This is a genomic window from Rhodococcus sovatensis (genome assembly GCF_037327425.1).
GTDB classification, from domain to species: Bacteria; Actinomycetota; Actinomycetes; order Mycobacteriales; family Mycobacteriaceae; genus Rhodococcoides; species Rhodococcoides sovatense.
In genome coordinates, this window is the sequence record NZ_CP147846.1 from 5,149,661 (window position 1) to 5,175,494 (window position 25,834).

Sequence of the window (25,834 nt, forward strand, 5' to 3'; positions counted from 1 at the left end):
GGCGGGAGGGGCAGGGGATGCACGTACATTCGGTAGTGATCATCGGGAGCGGCTTCGGTGGTCAATGCGCAGCGAAGGCGCTGCTCGATCGAGGCATCGATGATCTGGTCATCCTCGAGAGGCGATCGTTTCTCGGCGGGACCTGGCGACAGAATCGATATCCGGGTGCAGCGGTGGACGTGCAGAGCCCGCTGTACTCGATAGCGTCCGAGCCGTTCGAATGGACGCGGATGTTCGCCGAGAGGGAGGAGCTCGAGCGCTACACCGACCACGTACTCGAGTCGAACGGGCTGCCAGCTCGGACGCATTCCGACACGGACGTTCAGAGAATCGAGTGGTCCGGAGACCATTGGAAGATCACGACATCGCGCGGTGACTACGCAGCGAAATTCGTGGTGAACGCATCGGGCCCGCTCAGCACTCCCGTCGTACCACCGTTTCCTGGCCGCGAGCGATTCCAGGGCACTCAGTTCCACACCAACGACTGGGACACGGACTTCGACCACGCAGGCCAACGCGTCGCGATCGTCGGTAGTGGGGCAAGCGCAGCGCAGGTGATCCCTGCGATCGCGCCTGACGTGAAGCACCTGCACGTTTTTCAGCGCACACCGCACTGGGTGATGCCGCGCAACGACCGCGAATTCACTCCACTTCAGCGCAGATTGCTGCGCGTGGAACCCATCCGCAGGCTCGTGCGCGCCGCGATCTACTGGAGTCTCGAGACTCGGATCATCGGCTTCAAGTATTCACGACGCGCTCTGAAGGCAGTAGCCCAGCGTGCTGCGCTGAAACACTTGGCAACTCAGGTGCCGGACGCGGACCTGCGAGCGAAGCTCACTCCCGACTACCTCATCGGCTGCAAGCGAGTGATTCTGTCCGACACGCTGTACCCATCGTTGGGCGCGCCGAACGTCACCCTGCACGACAAGAACGACGGCATTGCCGAGATCACCGAAACAGGTGTCGTCACCACCTCCGGCGAACGCGTCGACATCGATCTCCTGGTGTGGTCCACCGGATACGACGCCACCGACGGCGTCATCTCCTACCCGGTGATCGGACGCGATGGCCGCGCATTGTCGGACATCTGGAACCCCTACCCGCGGGCCTATCTGGGCACGACCGTTCCGGGATTCCCCAATCTCTTCATCGTGACCGGCCCGAACACCGGAATTGGGCACACGTCCGCGATCTTCCTCATCGAGGCGCAGATGGAGTACATCGTGCGAGCCATCGACGCGGTGCGCGCGGCAGGTGCTGTCGCGGTAGAAGTCACCTCCGCTGCGGAACAGGACTACACCGACAGGATTCACCGCGATATGGAGGGCACGGTGTGGAAGGACGGCGGCTGCCACAGCTGGTACCAGTCGCGGTCCGGGCACGTCGTGGCGATGTTTCCGGGATTCAGCTTCACGTTTCGGCGTTGGGCCAAGCGGTTTCGACCGGCCGCGCACACGATTCACATGGCACCCACGACCGCGAAGGAAGAGGTATCGGCATGAAAGACCATTCCGGGCAGGTCGTTCTGATCACCGGTGCGGCCGGAGGGATCGGCGCTGCGGTGGCCACAGCGCTTCATCGCCGCGGGGCCTCTCTCGTGCTGGTCGACGTCGTCTCGTCCGACCTCGACGGGGTTGCTGCGGCGCTGGGGAACGACCGAGTTGCCATCGCCTACGCGGACGTAACGCAGCGAGAGCAATTGGACGCGGCAGTTGCCACTGCACTGAGGACCTTCGGTCGACTTGATGTGGTACTGGCGAATGCGGGGATCTCCAGTGGTGCAACGGCGTCGACCATTCGTTCCGCGGAGGATGGGGTCTTCGAGAGAGTGATCGGCGTCAACCTCCTCGGGGTGTGGAACACAGTGCGAGCTGCACTGCCACATGTCGTCGAATCCGGCGGTTACATCCTGCTGACCTCGTCGACGTACGCGTATCTCAACGGCCTCGCCAATGCGCCGTACGCAGCCTCGAAAGCTGCTGTCGAGCAGCTCGGTCGAGCGTTGCGAACCGAATTGGCGGGCACCGATGCCACAGCCGGGGTTCTCTATCCGGGGTGGGTCTCGACGCCAATCGCCGACGTCGCGTTCGGTGGAGACGACATCGCGACAGCGCTTGTCGCCAGGGCATTCCCGACGCCCCTGCGGCGCCCCATCTCGACCGATAAGCTCGCACGTGCGGTAGTGCGGGGGATCGAGCGTCGAGCACCGCGTATTCAGGTACCCGGACGATGGATCCCGTTTTCTCTTCTCAGGGGCATCGTCAACCCCATCTCCGATGCGATGCTCGGTCGGGACGCCGACATCATCCGTCTCACAACGGAGCTCGACGGTCGCAGGAAATGACCACAGACTCCGAGACATCCGGACGGGCGTATCGCGGCGAGAGCGCCGAGGATCGCGACGAGCGGCGTCGAAGGCAACTGTTGGATGCCGGACTGCAGGTGTTCGGCAGTGTCGGTTATCGAGCGGCAACGGTTCGTGGTCTGTGTCGCGAAGCCAAGGTCGCCGATCGACACTTCTACCAGTATTTCGACAGGACCGAAGATCTGCTGCTCGCTGTTTACGGCGAGTGCATTGCGCACCTGACAGAGTCGATTTCCCACGCACTGGCGGACGTCGACTCCGGCGGTGATATCGGGACCAGTGATATCGGGGCGATTGTCGGACGGGGTCTCGATGCACTGTTCGAGTGCGTCGAGGACCCGCACCTCGCGCGAGTGGTCTGGATCGAGGTGCTCGGGGTCAGTCCTCGCGTCGAACGGACGTACCTCAGCGCAATGAAGAAGTTCGGTTCGCTGATGCTCGACTACGTCCGCACATTCGACCGCGATCTTGCACCCGGCCGCGACGTAGACCTCGATCTCCTCGCGGCTGCCGCAGTCGGCGGAATCAGCCATACTGCGATGACGTGGTTCGCGAGCGGGTACGCGGCCGAACGTCACATAGTCGTCGCGACCACCGCAGCATTCCTCAGTAGCATCGTCGTACCGTTGACCGGAAACGCGCAGCGCGGCTGACGGTTTACGGCGTCAGCGGCACTGCCCATTTCAGGAATGCCAACTGCTCTTCGACGACGATCGGGAAGAGTGGTTGGGTATATGGGTCGAAATGGCCGCCCTTGTGGATGTGCACGGTGACGTCGGAGATCTTCTGTGCTGTCTTCAATGACACCTTCGCTGGGGTGACGGCGTCGTCGGACATGATCTGAATCAGTGTCGGGCACTGAATCTTCGACGCTGTTCGACCGGGGTTGTAGAGCCCGACGCGTAGAAGTATCCGAGCAGCGACAGTTTCGGGGTAGTCGCCGTAGCTGAGATTGGACTCGGCGAGTAGTCGGTCGCGCCCGGGCATGGCATCGGGTGAGGTCATGACTGCGACATCTCCTGGACGGCCCACTGATTCGACGTAGCGCGGTGACATCTTCAGGAGCGCCCGGGCCTGGTCGATCACTGCCGAGGGTAGGAGCCGCAGCGTGCGCCGCAGTCCGGTCACTCGGACAGCAGCGAGTCCGTTCACGTGCGGAATCTGAGCGATGACGGCCGCGAAATGCTCGCCCGCACCGGCTCTGGTGAGTACGTGTCCGCCGGCGAACGAGGTGCCCCAACCGACAATGCGGTTGGCGTCCACGCCGTCGACAGTTCTGGCGTAGGCGACGGCGTTGTGCCAGTCCTCGAGCTGTTTCTTGATGTCGAGCAACTGTCGTGGTTGCCCGTCGCTGTCGCCGAAGTGGCGGTAGTCGAAAACGAGAACCGCGTAGCCGGCTCGGACGAAGACCTCCGCATATGCGGATAGGCGTATGGCGCGAGGGGTGGCAAATCCGTGGGCCATGACGACCGCCGGTGTGTCGGAGGTAGCACCGGTCGGGCGGTACACCGCGATCGCGCAGCGCACACCGTTCGATTGGAACCACTCGTCACTGCGGGTGTACTCGCTACTGTCGTCGGAGTTCACGAACTCGCCCTTCGGTCGTCATCTTGATCGAGAATCAAGAAGACACTAACAGGATCTTGAACTTTCGATCTAGATAGAGTGTCGGGATGCCTCGCAACCGCCGACCCGTCGACCGAGCCGAGAAGCGGTCCGAGATCGTCGAGGCAGCAACAACGTTGTTCACCGGTGACGGCTATGAGCACACGTCGATGGGGCGGATCGCAAAGGCGGCGGGAGTTACCACCAACACCATCTACTGGTACTTCCGTGACAAGGACGAGCTGCTGGTGGGCGTACTCGACGACATCCACGACGAGGCGCTGAGTCGATTCATGGCGCTCGGGTCCTCGCTCCTGCCGGAGCGAGTCATCTGGGTGGTGGACGAATTGGAAAAGTACCACCGGTTGGTCGACACAGTGCATGCGCGGACGTCGATGTCAGCATGTATCGACAAGTGGCACAGTAACTTCCATGACCGCTGGGAGGGGTGGATCGCCGCAGCACTGCGTGATTCCGGCACACCCGAGGGTGACACCGAACCGATGACGCGAATGATCGTCTTCGTGATCGAGAGCATGCTGACGCATCCCCAGGACGACGTTTCCAAACGTGCCATCGTCGACCTCATGTTCCGGACGGTCGACATGCCGAGCTAGCGAGCTCGTGCCGTGGGTGGTTCATCCCCTACCAGAGTTTCGGAGATGCCGGTAGCGCCGACGACGATTATGCGTTGGTGAGCAGTTGCCACCTACAGTGCCATCAGCTGCTGCCCGATCAGTACGACCGCTCCGATGGTGGAGACGGTGATGGCCGTCAGCCTCAGCCGTCTCCTGTCCATCACGCGATTGACGTACCGGGAAAGTATGTACCCGAGAATCGTCGCCGGTGCCAGGACAACGAACAGCAGCGCGGTGTGTCGGTCGATTGCTCCGGCGACCGCAAGGGCTCCCAGCGACATGATCGAGCCGACCAGAAAGAACGCACTCATCGTGCTACGCAGTTCGGCTCCGGTGTTGCGTTGCCAGATCAGCGCCATCGGAGGCCCACCGATCGAGGTTGCGGTGCCCAACAACCCGGATGCTGCGCCGGCCACCACGAGATTCCGCCTGCGAGGCAACGGAATCCACCCGAACGACGTCAGTGCGATGCCGAACAGCACTACGGCGGCCAACATCAGTGCAAGGCCCCGCTCCGGAAGCAGTACCAGGAGCAACGCACCTGCAATGGTGCCTGGAATCCTTCCGGCCAGAGCCCAACTCGCGCCGGACAGATCCAGCGATCCCCCTTCCCTCGCCAGAACAAGAGTGCTTACAAGGATCGCCAGCATGATCAGGGTGCCGGGCACCAAACTTGGATCGACGATTGCAACGATCGGAGCGGCAAGCATGCCCATGCCGAACCCGATCGTCGCCTGCATACAGGACGCGAAGAAGATCGCAAGCGCGACGACGACGAACCCCGTCGTGCTGATGGGCGCAGCATTCATGCTCCCGCGGCGACCAAACCGAGATTGCCTGAGACGAGGGGGTAGTGGCACTCGGCCATGTGGTCGGACTCGTCGCGATCGAGAGCAACGGGAGGCGCATCCGACGCGCACAGATCCGTGGCTTTCCAGCATCGTGTTCGGAATCGGCAGCCGGACGGCGGGTTGAGCGGTGACGGCACCTCGCCCTTCAGCAGGATGCGTTCCCCTCGTGAGGCAGCGTCGAGCTTCGGTGCGGCGGACGTCAGCGCCGCCGAGTACGGATGGCTCGGACGATCGAAGACCGCGTCCGTTGCACCGGACTCGACGATCCGGCCGAGGTACATCACTGCCACCCGGTCGGCGACGTGACGAACCACCGACAGATCGTGAGAGATGAACACGTAGGAGATGCCCAGCTGCTTCTGCAGGTCGTTGAGCAGATTGAGGACCTGCGCTTGCACTGACAGGTCGAGTGCAGACACCGGCTCGTCGCAGATGATCACGTCGGGGTTGAGAGCCAGCGCACGAGCGATACCGAGACGCTGACGCTGACCGCCCGAAAATTCCTGTGGGAAGCGGTGCTCGTCGCTCGGGCGAAGGCCGACCAGATGTAGCAACTCACGTACGCGTGCCGAGCGGTCACGGCGAGTCTTGTACAGACTCTTGTGGCTCCGCCACGGTTCGCTGATGATGTCGCCAGCGTTCATGCGCGAGTTGAGTGAGCCGTAGGGGTCCTGGAACACCATCTGAACTCGTCGTCGAAAACCGAGCAGCTCCTTGCCTTTGAGCGAGAACGGGTCGACGCTGTCGAAGTCGACGGTTCCGGAGTCCGGACGCTCCAACATCATCAGCGTGCGTGCAAGAGTGGACTTGCCACAACCCGATTCGCCGACGAGGCCGAGTGTCTCACCTTTGCGCAGGTCTAGATCGATGGCGTCGAGCGCACGGAGATTGCCGCCGCCGACCTTGAAGGTCTTGTTCAAGCCACGGACCGTGAGTAGCTGATCAGACATTGGAGGACACCTCGTTCGGGAAATGGCAAGCGGACAGGCGTCCGTCACCTACAGCTTCGAGTGCGGGACGCTGCGTGATGCAGATATCGCGGGCCAGGGGGCATCTGGCCTGGTAGACACAACCGTCGGGAATGGAGTGCAGGTCCGGCGGAGTGCCGCCGATGGATTTGAGGTCCTCGCCTCGGACGGCATGCACCGGAACCGAATCGAGCAGACCCTTCGTGTACGGGTGACGAGGTGATCCGAAAACCTCCGAAACCAAGCCGGTTTCGACGACGTTGCCCGCGTACATGATGGCAACGCGGTCGGCTTCCTCCGCGACGAGAGCCAGGTCGTGGGTGATGAGAACGACGGCCATGTCATGTTCTGTTCTGAGGTCCCTGAGCAGTGCCATGATTTGTGCTTGAACGGTGACGTCGAGGGCGGTCGTCGGCTCGTCTGCGAGAAGAACCGAAGGACTGAGCGCGACAGCCATTGCGATGAGCAGACGCTGGCGCATACCGCCGGAGAACTGGTGCGGGTACGAGTCGACGCGTTCCTCCGGCTGAGGAATCCCGACGCGCGTCATCAGCGAGATGGCTTCTTGACGCGCCTCCTTCGCTGACAGGCCGCGATGGATGCGGAACGGCTCGGCCAGCTGTGTTCCGACGGTGTAGACCGGGTTGAGTGCCGTCAGGGCGTCCTGGAAGACGATGGCCAGTTCGGTGGCCGCAATGTGGCGTCGTACCTTGTTCTTGGCAGTGACGAGGTCGATATCGCCGAGCTCGACGGAACCGTCGGTGATATCGGCGATCGGCTCGAGCAGTCCGACAACGGCCTGTGCCGTCATCGACTTGCCGCAGCCGGATTCGCCGAGCAAAGCGAGTGTTTCGCCGCGACGAGCGCTGAAGCTGACGTGATCGACGGCTCTGATGACTCCCGACGGTGTCCGTAGATCGACTGTCAGATTCCGCACGTCCATGGCGATGCGGTCGGTATCGGGGCTCTTCTCCCTGGCAGGCGCTGGTGCACTCATGAGACGACCTTTCGGACAGGAAGGAGGCGGGACCTCTTCGAGCGGGGGACGTTGAGACGCCAACGCTGGGCTGGGTCGGTGGCGATGCGTGCCCAGGCTGCGAGCACGGTTGCTGAGACGGTGGTGAGCACGATGGCGAGGCCGGGGAAGAACGAGAGCCACCATGCGGTCTGCAGGTAGGTGCGGCCCTGGGCGACCATCAGACCCCAGCTCACATCGGGCGGCTGAATGCCGATGCCCAGGAAGCTGAGCGACGATTCGGCTAGCATGACGAAGCAGAAGTCGAGGGTTGCGACTGTCAGCAGCGTGGGCAGCAGAATCGGTGCGACGTGCCGTCTGATGACCGCTCCGCTCGACGCTCCGAACGTGCGGGCTGCGTCGACGAACAGGCGGCTCTGCAGTTCGGCCGATTCGGCGCGAGCGGTGCGCAGGTAGATCGGGATGCGCGTGATAGCAAGAACCAGGACGATGTTGGCGGCGCTCGGGGAGAAGACGTACAGCACGACAACGGCCATGAGCAGGGACGGGAAGCTCATGATGACGTCGGCGACACGCATTGCCGAGGTCTCACGCCAGCCTCGGTGGTAGCCGGCCCACATACCGATCATGGACCCGATGATCGCCGACAGAACAACTGCGGGGATCGCAACCGACAGTGTCGTCCGGCACGCGACGATCAACCGCGCCAACATGCTTCGGCCGAGCGGGTCGGTGCCGAGCACATTCATCCAGCCGGTGTCCAGATTGAACGGAGGCAGATTGGAACGATCGAGATCCTGGTCGGTGGCGGCGTCGCCGATGATCATCGGACCGAAGATGGCCGTCAGGAAGACGATGACGAGGATTCCGGCTGCGACGGTGGCGACACGGTCACGCAGTAGCAGCTTCCACAGAGGCGCCGAACTTTTCCGGGATACTGCCACGGCCGGCGGAACATCCTCGGGCTCGGATGTTTTTGGTGCTTCGAAGTCGAGTGACATGATCGGTGGGCCTCCTAGACCTTCGCCTTGTCGCGAACGCGGGCGTCGAGCAGTGCGTAGCAGGCGTCGATGACGATGTTGAGAATGAAGATGCTCACCGCGGTCAGCAGCACAGCGGCCTGGAGGACCGCGAAGTCGCGCTGCAGGATGGCGTCGATCATCAGTTTGCCGATGCCTGGCCATCCGAAGATCGCCTCGACGACGACTGCTCCGTTGACGAGGCCGACCATCAGGTCGCCGGCGACAGTCAACGCAGGCGCAGCTGCGTTCCGCAGAGCGTGGTGAGTGACCACTCGAAGATCGCCTGCACCTTTACTTCTGGCGAGTCGGACGTACGGGGCGGACAGCGCCGAGACCATGGCGCCTCGAACGACCTGGGTCAGAACCCCGAGTGGGCGGATGAGCAGTGTGGCGATGGGCAGAATCCAGGAGAGCATGCCGCTGTCGACACCCGAGGTGGGCAGCCAGCCGAACAGGATGGCGAAGACGTAGACGCCCATGATGGCGAACCAGAAGTCGGGGATCGATGCTGCGGTCATCGACAGCAGGCTCGAGATGCGGTCGGCGAGCGAGTTGGGGCGGTAGGCGGCCCAGCAGCCGATGATCACTGCGCCGAGGATGGCGAGGAACATCGTTGCGAACGCGAGCTGCAGTGTGGCGGGGAATGCGCGAAGCGCCATCGTCGATGCGGCTTCGCCTGTGCGGAGCGAGTCGCCGAAGTCGAGATGTACGACACCCTTGAAGTAGTCGAAAAGCTGCGTGAGGATCGGCTGGTCGAACCCGTTGGTGGCCCGGAAGGCTTCGCGCTGCGCCTGCGTCGCCGATTCCGGCAAGTACAGGCTGGTGGGGTCGCCGGTCAGTCGGGCCAGGAAGAAGACTCCGATGAGCACGACGAGAAGCGGGACGAGACTGGTGTAGATCCGACGGCGAAGGAAACGGAACATGTCTTCATCGCCTCCCTGCATGTGTAGTGATCATGATGGCCTCAGTCGGTTTCGGTGGTGTCGGCGCGAGTCATTGCTTTGAGGTGCATCTCGTCGACGGTCGCAGAGTTCGGCGTGTAATCGACCGAATCGGCCTTGGCAAGAACGCCGTTCATGTGCGCGATGAATGCCATCTGCATGACCTCGTTCGGCTCGTCGGCGAAGAGTTGTGCGTACGCTTCCTGACGGTCTTCCCCGGTCTTGGTGCCCGCCTCGTTGACACGCTCGTCGAACTCCGGTGTACCGCCTGCACTCTGGAAACCTTCGCTCTTCAGGTACTGATCGGCGGTGAAGGCAGCGTCGCCTGCTTGGTTGCCATGCTGGATGATCAGCAGGTACGGCCCGACCTTCGGGAACGGTCGTTCCTGGTACTCGGCAGTGCCTGCGGAGTCGGTCATCTCGATCGACACGTTCATGCCGAGTTCGGAGAGCGCGTTCTGGATGACCTCGAGCGTCTCGTTGACCTTAGGGAATTGCCCGGTACGACCGATCATTCGGATTTCGGTGTCGACGGGTACTCCGTCCGCCCTGGCTTCGTCGATGAGCTGCTGGGCCTTCTCGGGATCGTAGGGCCACGGCTCCAAGTTCTCGTTGAAACCGATGACACCTTCCGAGATCAGTTGTTCCGCAGGTGTTCCGAGGCCGCGGAACAATGCCTTGACGATGCCCTCGCGGTTGACCGAGTAGTTGATGGCCTGTCGAACGCGGATGTCGTCGAGTGGCGGTTCCTCGAGCTGGATACGCACCGCCGTCGTTTCGTTGTTCGGGTACGCGACGCCGAGGTCTCCTGCGCCGTCCTCTGGACCGAGACCTACTGCGATCTCCGCTTCGCCATTGGTGACCATCGAGGCACGGACACTGCCCTCGCTGCGCCACTGATAGTCGGCGCGGGCGTAGTCGGGCTTCGGTCCCCAATAGGTCTCGTTGCGGACGAGGGATAGTCGTTGGCCGGCATCCCAATAGTCGATGGCGTACGGCCCGGTGCCGATGGGCTGGCGGACGCGTTCAGTCAGTGGCGTGGTCCTCGGAACCATCTCGACGAAGGACACACGTAGCGGGAGGATGGGATCGGGTTCCGGCGAGGCGACGGTGAGCGTGAGTGGATCGATCACCTCGACATCGAGGTCGGCGTCGCCGAAGACGTAACCCTCCACATTGCATGCGAGGTCGGAATTGACCGTCCGTTCGATCGAGTGCGCGGCGTCTGCGGCTTCGAATGGAGTTCCGTCGCTGAACGTGACACTGGGATGCAGCTTGATGGTCCACTCGGTGTCGGACGTCTGCTCCCACGAATCCGCCAGCAGCGGCTCCAGGTCGCCTGTGGACGGGTTTCGCTCCATCAGCGGTTCGGTGATGTTGGACCGGGTGACGACGCCGACCGACGTGAGCGAGACGTCGCACGCTTCCAGGGTCGGCGGCTCTTCCTGCAATACGATGCGCAGGGTGTCCGGGCTCGCGGCCGAACCTCGGTTGGAGTTCGCCACCGTGCAACCGCTGGCGACCATCGAAAAGGCAAGTGCGCCAGCGAGTATGGTCGCGGGAGTGGAGCCTGCGGAACGACCGAGGGCGGTATGACGGGTCCGTCCCTGCTGCACTGCTCGTGCAGGGCTCATGGTGACCTCCAGTTGAGGGAATGTGAATCGCGTCGGCAAGGGCTGCGTGGCGAATCTGTGACGGTAGACACACGGTAGGAGCGGTGGTAATCGCCGTCAACACGGCGCGAAGGCCTCGAGCGGGAGTTTTGTGGGTCACTTGGCGTCGTTGAGAGCGGTCCAGGTCACATGGAAAGCCGTCTGACCAGGTGGGACGAGAGATGTGCACTGGAGATAGGGTGCAGTAAGTATGCATATGATGCTCTTTGGGTATCAATCCATGTTATTTACGTGTTGGACAGGTATCCGAGAAGCGGCATAGCGTACATGCAAACGCGCCTGTGTGCGTGCGGCCTGTGAGCTGGGCCGGATAGCCACGACGACAGCGAGGAGTTGGACGACCATGACATCGGTTGGATCGGAAATTTCGGCTGAGGCACAACAGGTTTCGGTCCGCGCGGGCCGCGTGCTCCGAGTCGGGCCGCTGAAGCCGTCGTTGATGGAGTCGCTTTCCAGCAACTACGACGCCCTCGTTCTTCCTGACGGTGACGAGCGAGGTGCCTTCCTCGCCCTCCACGGTGAGTCGATCACCGCCGCCGTCACGTCGGGGCGGACCGGCGTCGACGCCGAGTTGATGGACCACTTGCCCAACCTCGGCGCCATCGTCCACTTCGGAGTCGGTTACGACACCACCGATGTCGATGCGGCACGTGCGCGAGGTATCGGCGTCAGCAACACCCCAGATGTTCTGACGGACTGCGTTGCGGACATCGCTGTCGGCTTGGTCCTGGACACGGTGCGCCAACTCTCCTTCTCCGATCGCTACGTGCGCGAAGGCCGGTGGGTGGCGGAAGGCAACACTCCTCTGACACGCCAGGTCACCGGCAAGCGCGTCGGGATCATCGGTCTCGGTCGGATCGGAACGGCAATTGCGGATCGCCTCAGCGGTTTCCGTTGCCCGATCAGCTATCACAATCGCAACGAGATCGAAGGTTCTCCGTACACCTACGCGTCGACGCCTCAGGCGCTGGCCGGCGGCGTCGACATCCTGATCGTCGCTGCTTCGGGAGGCGCGGGAACCAAGCATCTCGTCGACAGTGATGTGTTGGACGCATTGGGGCCGCAAGGCTATCTGATCAACGTCGCCCGCGGAAGCGTCGTAGACGAGGAGGCGTTGGTGTCGTATTTGTCAGACGGACGACTCGCAGGCGCAGGCCTCGACGTGTTCGCAGATGAACCCCGAGTGCCTGAAACGCTTCTCGGCTTGGACAACGTGGTTCTGCTACCCCACGTGGGGAGCGGCACGATCGAGACCAGGGCCGCCATGCAGGCGCTGACTCTCGAGAACCTCGACCAGTTCCTCGCCGACGGCACCCTCACCACGCCGGTGACGCGATGACCGTCGTCGTCGGCTACTCGCCGACCACCGAAGGCAAAGGCGCCCTTCCGTTCGCATTCGGCGAAGCTCTGCAACGCGGGGTCGACCTGATCATCGTCGCGGAAGAGGATTCGGCATCCGAGGAGGGATTCGCTGCTGCGATCGAATCCGCGCGAGATGAAGCTGGTGCTGCCGGCGTTGTGGTGAAAGTCCACGACAACGAGAAGGGGCGCTCACAGGCCGACAACGTGATCGACCTGTCGTACGGTGAGAGTACTGACCTCGTTGTGATCGGAATTCGTCGGCGGTCGCCCGTCGGAAAACTGTTCCTGGGCAGCATCTCTCAAAGGGTATTGCTGGAAGCGCAGTGCCCCGTGGTCGCCGTCAAACCTCCTGTCGGTTTGCCGCGCTGAGTTCTGTGTCGCCAAGTTTGTAGTTGCGCAGACGACACGCCGAGAATCCTCTGCACAACTACAAATTCGGCAGGCTCAGTGGTCATCCCATGCCGCACGGTGGCTCTGGTTGCACACTATCGGTGCGTATTCGCGGGATCCCGTCGATTCTCCGCGATAATGTGCAGTCAGGTGCGCAGTGTCCGTATCAAGACCACTCGCGGGTAGGCAGGACGTCCGACATGAAGCGGTGGAGCGCGGGGTTGTCGTTGTCGGTGCGCCAGGCGGCATTGAGCTCGACAGGACGCTTGGGGGTGGTATCGACTGGCCGGAATACGACGCCGCTCGGTTGCATGGTGGTCGACGACTCCGGCACCAAGGCCATACCGATTCCGGAACGGACCAGAACCAACATTGTGTGGACCTGAGTCACGTACTGCACGTACCGGGGAGTGACGCCAACGATGGTGAACGTGCTGATCAGCAGTTCGTGGAAGTAGCGGGCGTCGACCGGCGAGTACATGACGATCGGTTGATCGTCGAAATCGTCGACGGTCAACCGATCACGCTCGGTCAAGGGGTGATCGGACGGCAACGCGGCGACGAGAGCTTCGTGCAACACCGGACGCGATGCGATTCCGGGACGCTTCAGAGGCGGTCGTGCGAGGCCGAGATCGAGGTCCCCGATGGCAAGTGACTCCATCTGCACGGCCGACACCATCTCGCGCAGAACGATTTTGACATCGGGCAACTCCACGCGCGCCTTCTCCAGCAACTGTGGGAGGACTGCATGGGCGGATGCCCCGGTGAAACCGACGACGACGGTTCCCAGGTCGCCGGTCGGTACGCGTCGAACAGTGAGAACTGCACCTTCGGCGAGGTTGAGAATCCGGCGGGCATCGGGAAGAAACGCGACTCCTGCGGCAGTCAGCGTCACCGACCTGCTGGTGCGGTCGATGAGTTGAACGCCTACCTCGTTCTCTAGTTGCTGAATCTGGCGGCTGAGCGGCGGCTGGGTCATGTGCAGCCGCTCCGCAGCCCGGCCGAAATGCAATTCCTCGGCGACAGCGATGAAGCATGTCAGTCGGTTGAGTGAGAACATCCATTCACTCCTTGAATCGCAGCAAGCCGTCCGTGGCTATGTCGAGTATCAACTTAAACCACGGGCGGCCGTGCTGGGACTACCAGCGAGGGCTGGTGTTCTCGAAGGTCGGGTCGATGCTCTTCATGTATCCGGTGTCGTCTCGGTCGCGGATGCCGCAGTCGAGATACTGCTGGTGCAGCGAGGCAAGAGCGTCCTCGTCGATCTCGACGCCAAGCCCAGGGCCGGTGGGAACCGCGACGGCTCCGTCGACGATCTTCAAAATCCCTGGCTTGACGACATCCTCGTTCTTCCACGGCCAGTGGGTGTCGCAGGCGTAGGTGAGGTTCGGTGTGGCTGCCGCCAGATGGACCATCGCTGCGAGACTAATACCGAGGTGGCTGTTGGAGTGCATCGACAACCCCAGATCGAAGTTGTCGCACACCCCAGCGAGTAGACGGGAACGCTGCAGGCCACCCCAGTAATGGTGATCCGACAGCACGACCTGGACCGAATCCTTCACCACTGCAGGCTTGAGCTGATCGAACGCGACGACGCACATGTTGGTTGCCAGAGGCATCTTCGCTTCGCGTGCAACCTGGGCCATGCCATCGAGACCGGGCGTCGGATCCTCCAGATATTCGACGATGCCGTCCAGTTCCGACGCCACCCTGATGGAAGTATCGACGGTCCAGGCTGCGTTGGGATCCAAACGCAACGGAAGGTCCGGAAAGGCCTTGCGCAGAGCCTTGATTCCCGCAATCTCCTCATCGGGAGGAAATACTCCACCCTTGACCTTGATTGCGCCGAATCCGTACTCGGCAATCATTTTTCGAGCCTGACGCACCAGGCCGTCGGGATCGATCGCTTCGCCCCACTCGTCGGCCTCGGCGCCGGGGTGAGCGGCCCACTTGTAGAACAGGTAGGCGCTGAACGGCACAGCGTCGCGCACCTTGCCGCCGAGAAGATCCGAGACGGGTCGGCCGAGGGCCTTGCCCTGTACGTCGAGGCACGCCACCTCGAATGGGGAGAACACCCGATCCGTCGTGCTGGCGGTGGTGATCATTCCGGCAACACCGTCACCACCGGTGATGGTCGACGTCGCCAGCTGCGCGTCGATCGCTGCGCGAATCTCGTTGAGTGCGAACACATCGAGACCAACTATTGTCTCCGCGGCAGCTTCCATGCGGGCCACGTGGGCAGTGTCGGCGTAGGTCTCACCGAGGCCGACGATGCCGGCCTCGGTGTCGAGCTGGATGATCGCGCGCAGCGCGTACGGCTGATGCACACCCACTGTGTTGAGCAGCGGTGGGTCGACGAATGCAACAGGCGTGATGCGCGCTCCGACAATCCTGATAGGTCCTACCATCAGTGAACCGCGAGCTCGTTCGCGAGTACTGCGCGGCCGGCTGCGACGATCTGGGTGAGCTCGTCCAGGTGTGATGCGCTGATGTCGACCAGCGGAGGACGGACCGGTCCTGCTTCGATGCCTTCCATCGTGACGCCCGCCTTGATGAGCGCGACGGCGTACCCGGGAACCTGGTCACGCAGCCGGACGAGCGGGTGGAAGAACTCGCGAAGCAGTGCAGCAGTGAGCTTTTCGTTTCCGGTCTGGATCGACTGGTAGAAGGCGAGGGCCAGTTCGGGCGCGAATGCGAACGTTGCGGACGAATACAGCGTCACGCCGATTGCGTGGTAGGCCTGCTGCGAGACCTCGGCGGTCGGCAATCCGTTGAAGAATTGGAAAGGCTTGCCCGACGGCTCCAGCGCGTCGAGGACTGCACGAACGATGCGGCCGACCTGGTCAAGATCGCCTGTGCCGTCCTTGAATCCGACGACCGTCGGGAACTGAGCAACCTCGACGGCCGATGCCTCGGTGAAGCGCGCGTTGCCGCGGTTGTAGACGATGAGAGGCAGATCGGTCGAGTCTGCAACTGCCTTGGTGTAGGCAACAAGACCGGCCTGCGGCATCGTCACCAGGTACGGCGGGAGCAGGAGGATGCCGTCAGCGCCGTTGATCTTGGCGCTGCGGGCGAATGCCTTTGCCTGAGCCACGGATCCGCCTGCGCCTGCGTAGACCGGAACGCGGCCTGCGACGACGTCCACCGCGGTGCGCACGATCTTGCCGAACTCTTCGGCTTCGAGGGCGTGGAATTCACCGGTGCCGCAGGCAATGAAGACTCCACCGGGGCCGGCGTCCACACCCTTGGCGACGTGGGCGGCGAGCAATTCGTAATCGACGTCACCGGTGGCGGTGAACGGGGTGACAGGGAAGAAGAGGACTCCGTCGAGCATTGTGTCTCCTAGTAATGAGGATGTAAGAAATCAGTCTTGGGTGAGTTGGCCGTCGATGCGGCGCCAGATCTTGTCCGGATTGCCGTCGGCGATTGCGGAGGGCAACAATGCCGTCGGGACATCCTGGTATGCAACGGGCCGCAGGAAGCGCTCGATCGCGAGAGAGCCTACGGAGGTGGTAGCCGAATTGGATGTCGCGGGGAACGGTCCGCCGTGAACCATTGCATGGCCGACCTCGACGCCAGTGGGCCAGCCGTCGAACAGGATGCGCCCAGCTTTGAGTTCGAGAACCGACAGAAGCTTGCCTGCTTCGGCGTGATCGTCGTCGTCGACGTGGATGGTTGCGGTCAGCTGACCTTCGAGGAGCGAGGCGACGTCGCGAACCTGTTGTGCATCTGTGCACTTGACGATCAGCGACGACGCACCGAAGACCTCTTCCTGCTCCACCTCGGAGGTGAGGAAGGTGTCGGCGTCGGTGACGAAAAGCGCTGCACGGCACGCATTCGGTGCATCTGTCTCTGTACCGCGGGCAACCTCGGTAGCGGACTTCGAGAGCTTGTCCACGCCCTCGGCGTAGCTGGAGGCGATGTTCGGGGTGAGCATCGTCGTCGGCGCGGTCTCGGACACTGCGACTCGGGCTGCGTCGACGAACGAATCCAGGCCGGCGCCGTCGACCGCAATGACGAGGCCCGGGTTGGTGCAGAACTGGCCCGATCCGAGCGTCAAGGACGCTACGAACGCGCGTCCGAGATCTGCGCCGCGGGTCTCGAGAGCCTTGTCGAGAACGAACACCGGGTTGATCGAACTCATCTCCGCGTAGACCGGGATGGGCTCGCGGCGTCCGGCGGCAGCTGCGACGAGAGCGGTTCCACCCGAACGTGATCCGGTGAATCCGACTGCCTTGACGCGTGGATCGGTGACCAGTGCGGTGCCGAGGGTGCGGCCCGAGCCGTAGAGCAGCGAGAAGGTTCCCGACGGCATTCCGGTGGAGACAACGGCGTCGGAAATGGCGCGGCCGACGAGTTCCGAAGTTCCGGGGTGTGCATCGTGCGCCTTGACGATGACGGGGCAGCCTGCGGCGAGCGCCGATGCGGTATCGCCACCCGCGACGGAGAACGCGAGTGGGAAGTTGCTGGCGCCGAAGACGGCGACCGGTCCGAGCGCAACCTTGCGCTGGCGGATGTCGGCTCGGGGCAGTGGCGCGCGGTCCGGTAGGGCCGGATCGATACGCGCGCCGTTCCAACTTCCCTCGCGGAGAACGGATGCGAACAGCCGGAGCTGACCGGTGGTACGTCCGACTTCGCCGGTGATGCGGCCGACGGGCAGGCCGGATTCGGCGACGGCTCGCTGGATCAACGTGTCACCGAGGGCCGCAATGTTGTCGGCGATGGCGTCGAGAAACTGTGCGCGGGTCTCGGACGTGGTGGCGCGGTAGTCGCCGAAGGCGGCCGAGGCGGCCGAAGCAGCGGCGTCGACATCGGTGAGATCGCCGTGGTTGTACGCGGGTTCGAGTGTCTTACCGGTGCTCGGATCGATGCCGCGTACTGCGGTTCCGGAGCCCTGCACCGCCTTGCCCGCAATGATCATCTTGCCGGTCAACTCGGTGGACTGCGTCAACGATGCTGTCATGGGTGCTCCTTCGTCTTCATTCGATCGGCCTCGCGAATGTTCGACGAGGCCTGACTCATGGGCATTGACGTTAGAAGCCGCATCGATACATGTCCAAGTTAAAAACTCGGTACTTCGATACATCATCGGTATCGATCGAGGCGCCGCCAGTGATCCACGTCATTGGCGGCGGCCGATCGATTCAGCTACAGCAGGATGTGCCTCAGGTCATCGATGACCGCAGACGCCGCCGCGAGGTTGTACCCGTCGAACCACGGCGCCGAATCGACCCTGTGGGCACGGCCTCCGGCAACCGCGGACAGCGTCGACCACAGTGGACTCGACAGCAGCGACTGTTCCACGTCGTCCCCCGCGTCGGCCTGACCACCGGCTCCGACGTAGTAGACGATGACGTCGGCGTCGATCATCGGAAGGTTCTCCGAGCTGACCGCGACGTTGACTTTGGTCGGGTCTGCGCCGGGCGCGGTGTCGGCCGTCGGGGAGATCCCTGCGCCGGACAGAATGTCCGCGTACAGGAACGTCGACGACGCTGCGAGTGTGTTGTACGACCGAACGTCTCCCGAGGTGTCCGACACGCGTACCACGGACAATCGGAGCCCGTCCGGCCATGCCTGAGCGACATCGGCTCGCAGGGCGGCGATGCGGCCGTCGAGCCCGACGAACGACTGCGAAGCATCGTCCTTTCGGCCAACCGCGTCGGCAACGTCGATGTATTGGTCGCGCCAATACGTGAACGGGATCAGCACGGTGGGCGCGATCGTCGACAGTTCGGAGTAGAACGGCTCACCGATAGGCTGACGGCCGACGATCAGATCGGGCGCTGCCGCCGCGATGGCCTCGAGTTGCACGTCGCCGAGGGCGGTGACTCCGATGGACGGCAATTGCTGAGATGTCTCGCCCACAAGCGTGCGGATGCCTCCGCCCAAGGTGCCGGTCGCGACGACGGGAACGCCGAGTTCGTCGAGTGTCTGCAAACCGACGTAGGCGTCGAGGCTGACGATTCGTGTCGGCTGTGCCGGGACGACGACGTCCCCCATGGGCGTCGAGAGGGTCCGTGTCGCGTCGTTCGGTGCGGGTGCGTCGTCGCTGTCGGTTGCGCACGCGGTGAGTAGCGAGGCCAGCGCGAGTCCGGCCGCGGCACCGAAGTTCCTGCGATTCAGATCGTCGGTGACGGGCATGGTGGCGGTGAGGATGGTCATGTCTTCTCCTGATGTGTTGTGGGGTCAGAGGCCGGATTCTTCGAGGGCGGCGTCGACGACCTGCGTCAGTTCGTGTCCGCTGAGACCGTCGGTGAGTGCGCGGTCACGGACGAAATCGATGTGCTCGCGAACCTCGGCGAACCGTTGTTGCCAGGCTTCCTTGTTGCGCCTCCAGTAGCCCTTGATCTCGAATCGGTCCGGTGTCCAACCCAACTCGCGGTGGTAGAGCTTCCGGATCGCTCGTGCATCGGATGCCTCGGTTGCAGCCCACAGGTAGCCGATACCGCTCGGTCTTTCGAAGGAACGAACTGCATCGAGCAACTCGTGCTCGTCCGTCCATCGGTACGTGACGGTGGCTTCGGTCGAGACGTGCTGTTCGTCCTCTCGGCCCGGAATCGACGCGATGACGTGTGCGCGAGCGCCATGGGGGAGTTCCTCGAGGGCGCGGGTGAGCGCAGGTAATCCGGTCATATCGGCAACCAGTAACTGCCACTCGGTGTCGGCCGGCGGCCGATACCATCCGCGGGCCTCGGACACGCGAATCGAATCACCGGGCTGCGTGTGCATTGCCCAGTCCGCGGCGACTCCGCCGTCGTGCACGACGAAGTCGATGTCGAGGTGCGGGCCCACCGGATCGAAGTGTCGGACGGTGTAGCTGCGCACGACGTCGTCGTCGAAGATCAATCGAAGTCTTTCGTCGGGCACGCCCGTGCTCGCGAACTCGGACAGGCCGGCGCCGCCGAGACGGACGCGGATCATGGAGGGCGTCACATGCCACGACGACAGGGTGACGGCGTCGAACGTCCTCGGTTCCGACGGGGCGATCGGGGGCATCTGGGCAACTTTCTGGAGACTGTTCAGCTCATACCCGTCCGATCTTAGGGTTGCCAAACTCAGGTTCGGAGCCCCCCCCCGAGTATCGATGCCCATCGAGCATCGATCGATGTCTATTTAATCTTGGACATGCATCGGCCGGAAACCTTAGGGTTCGTGTGAGCCGAGTCACGCACACGGAAGGTTCTGTCATGAACGCGCGTAACACCTCCACCCCCGTCGTCACCGAGATGCGGGTTGTTCCCATTGCGGGCCACGACGGCATGCTGCTCAACCTCAGTGGAGCGCACGCCCCGTACTTCACCAGGAACCTCGTTGTTCTCACCGACTCGAACGGCCATGTCGGTGTCGGGGAAGTTCCGGGCGGAGAGCCGATCAGGAAAACCCTCGACGATGCTCGGCCGCTGGTCGAGGGCGCGAGCATCGGTAAGTACAACGCGATCTTGGCGTCGATGAAGTCGGCGTTCGCCGATCGCGATTCCAGTGGCCGCGGTGCGCAGACGTTCGACCTGCGTATCGCTGTTCATGCGGTCACCGCCGTGGAATCGGCTTTGCTGGACTTGCTCGGTCAGCACCTCGGCGTCAGTGTTGCTGCATTGCTCGGTGACGGGCAGCAGCGCGAGAAGGTTCAGGCGCTCGGTTACCTCTTCTTCGTCGGCGATGCAGGCAAGACGGATCTGGCGTACCGCACACCTGCGGACGAGGCCGCAGGCTCCGACGAGTGGTCACGCATCCGTCACTCCGTGGCGCTGACTCCCGACGCCGTCGTGCGCCTCGCCGAAGCCGCGCAAGCCCGCTACGGATTTCAGGACTTCAAGCTCAAGGGCGGTGTGCTCCCGGCGGCGGAGGAGGCTGCGGCCGTGACGGCACTGGCCGAGCGATTCCCGGACGCGCGAATCACGTTGGATCCCAACGGCGGATGGCTTCTGAAGGACGCGATCGAGACCTGCCGCGGTTTGCGCGATGTGCTGGCCTACGCCGAGGACCCGGTGGGGCCCGAAGGCGGTTTCTCCGGCCGCGAAGTGATGGCGGAGTTCAAGCGCGCGACGGGATTGCCGACCGCCACCAATATGATCGCCACCGACTGGCGGGAGATGGGCCATACCATTCGCTCCGGCGCCGTCGACATTCCGTTGGCAGACCCGCACTTCTGGACGATGAACGGTTCCGTGCGTGTTGCGCAGCTGTGCGACGCCTGGGGACTGACGTGGGGATCGCATTCCAACAACCATTTCGACGTCTCACTCGCTATGTTCACTCACGTCGCAGCTGCTGCGCCGGGGAACATCACCGCTATCGACACGCATTGGATCTGGCAGGACGGCCAGCGAGTGACCAAGGAGCCCTTCGAGATCGAAGGGGGATTCCTGACGGTCCCCGACAAGCCCGGCCTCGGAGTCGAACTGGATTGGGACCGCGTCGACGCTGCACACGAGCTGTATCAGCGTGAGGGCCTCGGCGCACGCGACGACTCCATCGGAATGCAGTATCTGATCGATGGATGGGCCTTCGACAGCAAGCGCCCAGCGCTCGTGCGATGAAGGTTGTCGTCGGCGATCGGAATGTACTGCCGCACCGGGCCGAGTTCGAGAAGGCGTTGCCGGATCGAGCCGAGGTTGTGTGGGTCGTCCCTTTCGATGAATCCAGAGCTATCGCCGAATTGGCCGATGCCGACGTGTACGTCGGAGGCAAGTTCAGCGCGGCGATGGGCGCCGCCGCTCCTGCATTGAAGATGGTGCACGTCGCAGGGGCCGGAACGGACAATGTCGAACGGTCGGGTCTCGGACCGGATGTGCAGGTGTGCAACACCTTCCATCACGAGCAGTCGATCGCGGAGTACATCGTCTCGGCCACCGTCATGCTCCGTCGTAAAATCTTGGCGCAGGATCGTGCGCTGCGGACCGGGGTGTTCCAGACGTCGGTCTACGACCCGTCCATCGCGCAACCGTTGTCGCTCAACGGCTCCCGGGTGGGATTCGTCGGATTCGGGCACATCGGTCAGCGGGCGTGGAGGCTCTTCGAAGCCTTCGGAGCCCACGGTGCGGCCGTCACCGGCAGCGGCAATGCGTCGTCGGACAGTCTCGAGTGGAGCGCTGACGCGTCGTGGCTCGGAACCTTGATGGACTGGGCCGACATCGTCGTGGTGTCTGCACCGCTGACCGACAAGACGCGCGGGATGATCGGTGCAGACGAGCTGGGAAGGCTCGGACGTGACGGCATTGTTGTCAACGTGGGCCGGGGGCCGCTGGTTCAGGAGCAGGCGCTGTTCGATGCGTTGTCTCGAAACGTAATTGCGGCGGCCGCCATCGACGTCTGGTACCAGTACCCCGGTGCCGATGGTGTCGGCCAGCCGAGCACACTGCCGTTCGCGGACCTGGAGAACATCCTGATGACGCCGCATTCCTCGGGCGTCACCCACCACACCTTCGTCGGGCGGGTCGCGGATATGGCGGCAAACATTGGGCGGCTCTCCGGCTGACGGGCGTCGCCACCAGTGGCGTGATTAGGGCCCCTGCAGGGCACTCAAACGTGCCACTGGCGCGGAGCGCCCACCGTGCCACTGGCGCGGAGCGCCCACCGTGCCACTGGCGCGGAGGCGCCTACCGCACTCCTTCGGTCCGGAGTTCGCGAGCCCAGGCGTCGGCGTGTGTGGTCAGGACGCCGGCGATACGCTCCAGTTCTCCGGGATACGACGCCACCTCCGCCGGCATGGACACGCTGAGCGCATCGGTGGCGGGGATCCGGTACGGCACGACGGTGGCGATGCAGACGACGCCGACCGTGCCCTGTTCCTGTTCGAGTGACCATCCGCGCCTGCGGACCTCGGCGAGTTCGGCAATGAGCGCGTCGCGGTCGACGATGGTGTCGTCGGTGTACCGCTCCAGAGTCTTCGGAAGGAGCCGGGTGACTTCGTCGGTGGTGAGCTCCGCGAGCAACGCCTGACCCAGCGCGGTGACATGGGTGGGCAACTTGCGGCCGACGCGGTGCATTCGGCGGACTTCCAGCTTCGACCCTCGGCTGGCGAGGTAGATGACGTGGTCCTCGTCGCGCCGCGCGAAGTGAACGGTGTGGCGAACGTCCGAGCGAAGCGCTTCGAGCACCGCCGCGGCGCGCCCGACCACGGAATCCTTGTCCAGATACGACGTGCCGGTCAACAGGGCGTGAGTGCCGATGCCGTAGCGCGAACCCGACTCGTCGGCCTCGATCCACCGCAGGTCCTTCAGGGTGCGCAGGAGCGCGTGCAAGGACGATCGGGGGTACTTGCACGCCTCCTGCAGCTCACCCAGACTCATCCGCGTCGGCGAGGCCGCCAGCGTCTCGAGGATGTGGATGGTCCGTTCGGCAGACTTCACCGGCTGGGTGTCGGGAGTGGAGCCTGCGGAATGACCAGAAGATCCGGGAGTGGAGCCTGCGGAATGACCAGAAGATCCGGGAGTGGAGCCTGCGGAATGACCAGAAGATCCGGGAGTAACCGCTTTGACGTCGTTCACCATGAGGACAGTGTCCCTCATATGGAACGCAGTTACACCCCTGGACGCCATGTAGCTCAGTATTCCTGAACGAGGTTGGCGGAGATGTACTCGAAATCTATCTCTTCTCCCAGGCCAGGGCGGTCGGGCATGCGCACGATGCCGTTCTCGTCGATGGGATCGACGATGGATTTCACGTGTGGCGGAACCCAGTCGTAGTCCGTGTGGGGGTGCAACAGGCCCCGCTCGTACCACTGGATATTGGGCGCGCCGCCGACGAGTGCGAGGTTGGGGGCACCGTTGCCGTGGATCTCGCAGTCGAGCCCGAACCCGTCTGCCATGTGCACGGTCTTGAGAGCAGGCGTGATGCCGCCCCCGTTCATCGCGCCGACCCGCAGAATGTCGCAGGCTTCGTTGACGATCCACTCCGAGCGCGACCTGTGCCTGCCCGGTGTGGTCTCCGGCCCGATGACAGGCGTGTCGATCTGGTCGGCGAGCCACTTGTACGAGCGCAGCGAGAACTCGTCCATCGGCTCTTCGATCCAGTCGAACTTCAGTCGATCGAGTTCACGGCCGAGCGTGAGAGCCTGGGTACGCGAATACCAGTGATAACCGTCGAGCATCAGAGAAAAACCGGGTCCGACGGCGTCGCGCACCGCAGCACAGGCGTCGATGTCGCGGTGGACGTCGGGAGCCCCTGGCAGCGGCGGCATCCAGGTGTGCAGTTTGATGCCCTGGTAGCCGCGGGCCTTCAGTTCGACGGCGAAGGCCGCGTAGTCCTCGGGTGAGGACAGTCCGCCCGGGGTCTCGTCACCGCACATCGTGCTCGCATAGGCCTTCACTTCCGAACGCGCAGCGCCCAGCAACTTCCACACCGGGGTGTCGAACTTGTTGCCCGCCAGGTCCCACAGGGCCTGGTCGATGTAGCTGAGCGTGTGCTCGGGCAGTTCGACGGCCTTGGTGCGCTGCCGGATGGCGAACTTCTTCTCGATCGCCTCGCGGGCCAATGGATCGGTGCCGATCAGGACTGCGCGGAACGACTGCTCCACCTGATCCTGACGAAGGTAATTCGCCTTGCCGAGTGCATACCCGCTGACTCCGTCGGAATCGGTGATACGGAGCACGGCCTGCGTCGTCTGTATCGATGGCCCTGGATGACGATGTCCGTACGAGTCGACCGCAGTGCGCGCCTCCGTCTTGAACACCTGCACGGCAACTTCCGTGATGACGCTGGACATGGTGTCTTATCCCCTATTTGCCCTGACGGGCATCGTATTTGGCCTTGCTGCGGTTGAGCTTCTCGGCGAAGTCGTCGGCGAAATCCTGGGCGCTGAGCTGACCGATGAGCACCTTCTGCCACTGGCCGAGCATCTGAACCTGGACGATCTTGCCGAAGTCGGGCAAGTAGTCCGGCGGCGTCACGAGAACGGTCTTCGGATCGTCGAGTGCAGCCTGCGCTGCCTGCACCGACGGCATCGCCTGGAACGACGGCGCCGAACGAGCGACAGTGTTGACCGGAATCTGTCCGACGTTCTCGTTCCAGTACGCCTGCGACTCCGGAGACGTCATGAACTCGAGGAACTTCCACGCCGCAGCTTGGTGCTGGCTGGATTTGAAGACGGTGTACGACGGGAACGGGTCCGTCATCACCGTGCGAACGCCGTTGTCCGCCAGTGGGAGCGCAACCGCACCGACCTTGTCGCCGAGTGCTTTCTTGTGATTGCTGAGAGATCCGAGGTTGTGCTGCATCATTGCAACCGACCCGCCGCCGAAGCTGGCCACCATCTGAGGAAAGCCGTTGTTGACGTCCGCAGTGGGTGTGTCGACGTCGTAGAGTGCTGCGAATCGCTCGATGGCCTCTACCATCTCCGGACGGTTGAGCGTCGACTCGCTGCCGTCGAAGAAGTTCTCGATGCCCGTGGTGGCGAACATATGCTGCAGCAGTGGGTAGATCGAACCGGCGCCGCCGCGGATGGTGAAGCCGTAGCGGCCGGCGGACTTGTCGGTGAGTTCGTCTGCGGCCTCGTAGAACTCGTCCCAGGTGTCGGGAGGCTGGAGTCCGGCTTCGTCGAACCAGTCTGCGCGGTACCAGAGCGTGGCGTTGTTACTGGTAAACGGCAGGCCGTACAGAATATCGCCGCCGCCGGATTCCTTGGCGGACTCGATGATCTTCGGGTCGTACTCGTCCTTCCTCGGTGACGCAGCGAGGAAGTCGTCCAATGGAATCACTGCATTCTGCGCGACGAGCGGGGAAAGATACGCCGTCGACACGATGCCGAGGTCGGGGGCCGATCCACCGGCAAGCGCCGTCTGGTACTTCTGCTGAGCACTGTCCGAGGGAAGTCCGACGTACTCGATGTCGATACCGGGGTTTGCGGTCTCGAAGCGGCGAATCAGCTCTTCGTACAGCGGTGTTCGGTCGGGGCCGGCATTGTTGTCCCAGAAGGTGAGGGTTCCGCTGTTCGGATCGCCGAGTGCGCCGTCGAGCAAGGAGGTCTCCGAGCTGCACCCAGCGAGAACGAGCGCAGCGACGGCACCGATGAGCAACGTCCGACGGGTCAGGTGTGTGTTTCTCAT

24 protein-coding genes are annotated in these 25,834 nt (G+C 63.2%); 8 read left to right on the top strand and 16 right to left on the bottom strand.

Features of this window, described 5'->3' with window-relative positions; genetic code table 11:
- Positions 1-17: 17 nt before the first annotated feature.
- From WDS16_RS24005 to WDS16_RS24015, 3 genes are read left to right on the top strand one after another with little or no spacing between them, the layout of a single operon-like run.
- Positions 18-1,502: an NAD(P)/FAD-dependent oxidoreductase gene (locus tag WDS16_RS24005; RefSeq protein WP_338888300.1), complete on the top strand. Its 1,485-nt coding sequence runs from the start codon at positions 18-20 to the stop codon at positions 1,500-1,502.
- Positions 1,499-2,344, top strand: coding sequence for an SDR family NAD(P)-dependent oxidoreductase (locus WDS16_RS24010; RefSeq protein ID WP_338888302.1), 846 nt, complete (start codon positions 1,499-1,501; stop codon positions 2,342-2,344). Before WDS16_RS24005 ends, WDS16_RS24010 begins: the two co-directional genes overlap by 4 nt.
- Complete coding sequence (locus tag WDS16_RS24015; RefSeq protein WP_338888304.1) at positions 2,341-3,018, top strand: TetR/AcrR family transcriptional regulator; 678 nt, start codon at positions 2,341-2,343, stop codon at positions 3,016-3,018. The genes WDS16_RS24010 and WDS16_RS24015 overlap by 4 nt, the downstream gene beginning before the upstream one ends.
- A gap of 4 nt (positions 3,019-3,022) precedes the next feature.
- Here the strand turns inward: WDS16_RS24015 and WDS16_RS24020 are convergent, their stop codons facing one another.
- Positions 3,023-3,952 (bottom strand): alpha/beta hydrolase, encoded by a 930-nt coding sequence (locus WDS16_RS24020; RefSeq protein WP_338888305.1) that lies wholly within the window; start codon positions 3,950-3,952, stop codon positions 3,023-3,025.
- Positions 3,953-4,038: 86 nt separating this feature from the next.
- Between WDS16_RS24020 and WDS16_RS24025 the strand changes: the two genes are divergently transcribed.
- Entirely contained in the window at positions 4,039-4,587 is a 549-nt protein-coding gene (locus WDS16_RS24025) for a TetR/AcrR family transcriptional regulator (protein WP_338888306.1), read from the top strand.
- A 92-nt stretch (positions 4,588-4,679) separates the two neighbouring features.
- Here WDS16_RS24025 and WDS16_RS24030 read toward each other — a convergent pair whose 3' ends face one another.
- Genes WDS16_RS24030 through WDS16_RS24055 form a run of 6 tightly spaced genes read right to left on the bottom strand, consistent with a single transcriptional unit; the run spans position 4,680 to position 11,000 of the window.
- Entirely contained in the window at positions 4,680-5,402 is a 723-nt protein-coding gene (locus tag WDS16_RS24030; RefSeq protein WP_338893595.1) for a sulfite exporter TauE/SafE family protein, read from the bottom strand.
- A gap of 11 nt (positions 5,403-5,413) precedes the next feature.
- Positions 5,414-6,409, bottom strand: a complete 996-nt coding sequence (locus WDS16_RS24035) for an oligopeptide/dipeptide ABC transporter ATP-binding protein (RefSeq protein WP_338888308.1) — start codon at positions 6,407-6,409, stop codon at positions 5,414-5,416.
- A complete protein-coding gene (locus WDS16_RS24040) occupies positions 6,402-7,424 on the bottom strand; it encodes an ABC transporter ATP-binding protein (RefSeq protein ID WP_338888310.1) in 1,023 nt (340 codons plus the stop codon). The genes WDS16_RS24035 and WDS16_RS24040 overlap by 8 nt, the downstream gene beginning before the upstream one ends.
- A complete protein-coding gene (locus tag WDS16_RS24045) occupies positions 7,421-8,404 on the bottom strand; it encodes an ABC transporter permease (RefSeq protein ID WP_338888312.1) in 984 nt (327 codons plus the stop codon). The genes WDS16_RS24040 and WDS16_RS24045 overlap by 4 nt, the downstream gene beginning before the upstream one ends.
- A gap of 14 nt (positions 8,405-8,418) precedes the next feature.
- A complete protein-coding gene (locus WDS16_RS24050; RefSeq protein WP_338893596.1) occupies positions 8,419-9,348 on the bottom strand; it encodes an ABC transporter permease in 930 nt (309 codons plus the stop codon).
- Between the two features lie 41 nt (positions 9,349-9,389).
- A complete protein-coding gene (locus WDS16_RS24055; protein WP_338888314.1) occupies positions 9,390-11,000 on the bottom strand; it encodes an ABC transporter substrate-binding protein in 1,611 nt (536 codons plus the stop codon).
- Between the two features lie 382 nt (positions 11,001-11,382).
- Between WDS16_RS24055 and WDS16_RS24060 the strand changes: the two genes are divergently transcribed.
- Both WDS16_RS24060 and WDS16_RS24065 read left to right on the top strand, forming a co-directional pair.
- Positions 11,383-12,378 carry a 2-hydroxyacid dehydrogenase gene (locus WDS16_RS24060; protein WP_338888315.1) on the top strand — a complete coding sequence of 332 codons (996 nt, stop codon included), beginning with the start codon at positions 11,383-11,385 and terminating at the stop codon, positions 12,376-12,378.
- Positions 12,375-12,770, top strand: coding sequence for a universal stress protein (locus WDS16_RS24065; RefSeq protein ID WP_338888316.1), 396 nt, complete (start codon positions 12,375-12,377; stop codon positions 12,768-12,770). Before WDS16_RS24060 ends, WDS16_RS24065 begins: the two co-directional genes overlap by 4 nt.
- Positions 12,771-12,957: 187 nt before the next feature.
- Here the strand turns inward: WDS16_RS24065 and WDS16_RS24070 are convergent, their stop codons facing one another.
- From WDS16_RS24070 to WDS16_RS24095, 6 genes are all read right to left on the bottom strand, one after another.
- Positions 12,958-13,851: a LysR substrate-binding domain-containing protein gene (locus tag WDS16_RS24070; RefSeq protein WP_338888317.1), complete on the bottom strand. Its 894-nt coding sequence runs from the start codon at positions 13,849-13,851 to the stop codon at positions 12,958-12,960.
- 79 nt (positions 13,852-13,930) lie between these two features.
- Positions 13,931-15,202 carry a glucarate dehydratase family protein gene (locus tag WDS16_RS24075; RefSeq protein WP_338893597.1) on the bottom strand — a complete coding sequence of 424 codons (1,272 nt, stop codon included), beginning with the start codon at positions 15,200-15,202 and terminating at the stop codon, positions 13,931-13,933.
- Entirely contained in the window at positions 15,199-16,125 is a 927-nt protein-coding gene (locus WDS16_RS24080; protein WP_338888319.1) for a 5-dehydro-4-deoxyglucarate dehydratase, read from the bottom strand. Before WDS16_RS24080 ends, WDS16_RS24075 begins: the two co-directional genes overlap by 4 nt.
- A gap of 30 nt (positions 16,126-16,155) precedes the next feature.
- Positions 16,156-17,754, bottom strand: coding sequence for an aldehyde dehydrogenase (NADP(+)) (locus tag WDS16_RS24085; RefSeq protein ID WP_338888321.1), 1,599 nt, complete (start codon positions 17,752-17,754; stop codon positions 16,156-16,158).
- A 185-nt stretch (positions 17,755-17,939) separates the two neighbouring features.
- A complete protein-coding gene (locus tag WDS16_RS24090; protein WP_338888323.1) occupies positions 17,940-18,953 on the bottom strand; it encodes an ABC transporter substrate-binding protein in 1,014 nt (337 codons plus the stop codon).
- Positions 18,954-18,977: 24 nt separating this feature from the next.
- Positions 18,978-19,787, bottom strand: a complete 810-nt coding sequence (locus tag WDS16_RS24095; protein WP_338888324.1) for a siderophore-interacting protein — start codon at positions 19,785-19,787, stop codon at positions 18,978-18,980.
- A gap of 191 nt (positions 19,788-19,978) precedes the next feature.
- Here WDS16_RS24095 and WDS16_RS24100 point away from each other — a divergent pair, with 191 nt between their 5' ends.
- Entirely contained in the window at positions 19,979-21,328 is a 1,350-nt protein-coding gene (locus tag WDS16_RS24100) for an enolase C-terminal domain-like protein (RefSeq protein ID WP_338888326.1), read from the top strand.
- Positions 21,325-22,266, top strand: coding sequence for a 2-hydroxyacid dehydrogenase (locus WDS16_RS24105; RefSeq protein ID WP_338893598.1), 942 nt, complete (start codon positions 21,325-21,327; stop codon positions 22,264-22,266). The genes WDS16_RS24100 and WDS16_RS24105 overlap by 4 nt, the downstream gene beginning before the upstream one ends.
- A gap of 121 nt (positions 22,267-22,387) precedes the next feature.
- Here WDS16_RS24105 and WDS16_RS24110 read toward each other — a convergent pair whose 3' ends face one another.
- From WDS16_RS24110 to WDS16_RS24120, 3 genes are read right to left on the bottom strand one after another with little or no spacing between them, the layout of a single operon-like run.
- Positions 22,388-23,281, bottom strand: coding sequence for an IclR family transcriptional regulator (locus tag WDS16_RS24110; RefSeq protein WP_338888328.1), 894 nt, complete (start codon positions 23,279-23,281; stop codon positions 22,388-22,390).
- Between the two features lie 53 nt (positions 23,282-23,334).
- Positions 23,335-24,495 carry an enolase C-terminal domain-like protein gene (locus WDS16_RS24115; protein ID WP_338888330.1) on the bottom strand — a complete coding sequence of 387 codons (1,161 nt, stop codon included), beginning with the start codon at positions 24,493-24,495 and terminating at the stop codon, positions 23,335-23,337.
- A 13-nt stretch (positions 24,496-24,508) separates the two neighbouring features.
- Entirely contained in the window at positions 24,509-25,834 is a 1,326-nt protein-coding gene (locus WDS16_RS24120) for a sugar ABC transporter substrate-binding protein (protein WP_338888332.1), read from the bottom strand.

What these genes read in the sequence shown, in the direction of transcription:
- WDS16_RS24005 (WP_338888300.1), top strand. Translation starts at nt 18, where the DNA reads ATGCACGTACATTCGGTAGTGATCATCGGGAGCGGCTTCGGTGGTCAA.
- WDS16_RS24010 (WP_338888302.1), top strand. Translation starts at nt 1,499, where the DNA reads ATGAAAGACCATTCCGGGCAGGTCGTTCTGATCACCGGTGCGGCCGGA.
- WDS16_RS24015 (WP_338888304.1), top strand. Translation starts at nt 2,341, where the DNA reads ATGACCACAGACTCCGAGACATCCGGACGGGCGTATCGCGGCGAGAGC.
- WDS16_RS24025 (WP_338888306.1), top strand. Translation starts at nt 4,039, where the DNA reads ATGCCTCGCAACCGCCGACCCGTCGACCGAGCCGAGAAGCGGTCCGAG.
- WDS16_RS24035 (WP_338888308.1), bottom strand. Translation starts at nt 6,409, where the DNA reads ATGTCTGATCAGCTACTCACGGTCCGTGGCTTGAACAAGACCTTCAAG.
- WDS16_RS24040 (WP_338888310.1), bottom strand. Translation starts at nt 7,424, where the DNA reads ATGAGTGCACCAGCGCCTGCCAGGGAGAAGAGCCCCGATACCGACCGC.
- WDS16_RS24045 (WP_338888312.1), bottom strand. Translation starts at nt 8,404, where the DNA reads ATGTCACTCGACTTCGAAGCACCAAAAACATCCGAGCCCGAGGATGTT.
- WDS16_RS24050 (WP_338893596.1), bottom strand. Translation starts at nt 9,348, where the DNA reads ATGTTCCGTTTCCTTCGCCGTCGGATCTACACCAGTCTCGTCCCGCTT.
- WDS16_RS24055 (WP_338888314.1), bottom strand. Translation starts at nt 11,000, where the DNA reads ATGAGCCCTGCACGAGCAGTGCAGCAGGGACGGACCCGTCATACCGCC.
- WDS16_RS24060 (WP_338888315.1), top strand. Translation starts at nt 11,383, where the DNA reads ATGACATCGGTTGGATCGGAAATTTCGGCTGAGGCACAACAGGTTTCG.
- WDS16_RS24065 (WP_338888316.1), top strand. Translation starts at nt 12,375, where the DNA reads ATGACCGTCGTCGTCGGCTACTCGCCGACCACCGAAGGCAAAGGCGCC.
- WDS16_RS24070 (WP_338888317.1), bottom strand. Translation starts at nt 13,851, where the DNA reads ATGTTCTCACTCAACCGACTGACATGCTTCATCGCTGTCGCCGAGGAA.
- WDS16_RS24080 (WP_338888319.1), bottom strand. Translation starts at nt 16,125, where the DNA reads ATGCTCGACGGAGTCCTCTTCTTCCCTGTCACCCCGTTCACCGCCACC.
- WDS16_RS24085 (WP_338888321.1), bottom strand. Translation starts at nt 17,754, where the DNA reads ATGACAGCATCGTTGACGCAGTCCACCGAGTTGACCGGCAAGATGATC.
- WDS16_RS24090 (WP_338888323.1), bottom strand. Translation starts at nt 18,953, where the DNA reads ATGACCATCCTCACCGCCACCATGCCCGTCACCGACGATCTGAATCGC.
- WDS16_RS24095 (WP_338888324.1), bottom strand. Translation starts at nt 19,787, where the DNA reads ATGCCCCCGATCGCCCCGTCGGAACCGAGGACGTTCGACGCCGTCACC.
- WDS16_RS24100 (WP_338888326.1), top strand. Translation starts at nt 19,979, where the DNA reads ATGAACGCGCGTAACACCTCCACCCCCGTCGTCACCGAGATGCGGGTT.
- WDS16_RS24105 (WP_338893598.1), top strand. Translation starts at nt 21,325, where the DNA reads ATGAAGGTTGTCGTCGGCGATCGGAATGTACTGCCGCACCGGGCCGAG.
- WDS16_RS24110 (WP_338888328.1), bottom strand. Translation starts at nt 23,281, where the DNA reads ATGGTGAACGACGTCAAAGCGGTTACTCCCGGATCTTCTGGTCATTCC.
- WDS16_RS24115 (WP_338888330.1), bottom strand. Translation starts at nt 24,495, where the DNA reads ATGTCCAGCGTCATCACGGAAGTTGCCGTGCAGGTGTTCAAGACGGAG.
- WDS16_RS24120 (WP_338888332.1), bottom strand. Translation starts at nt 25,834, where the DNA reads ATGAGAAACACACACCTGACCCGTCGGACGTTGCTCATCGGTGCCGTC.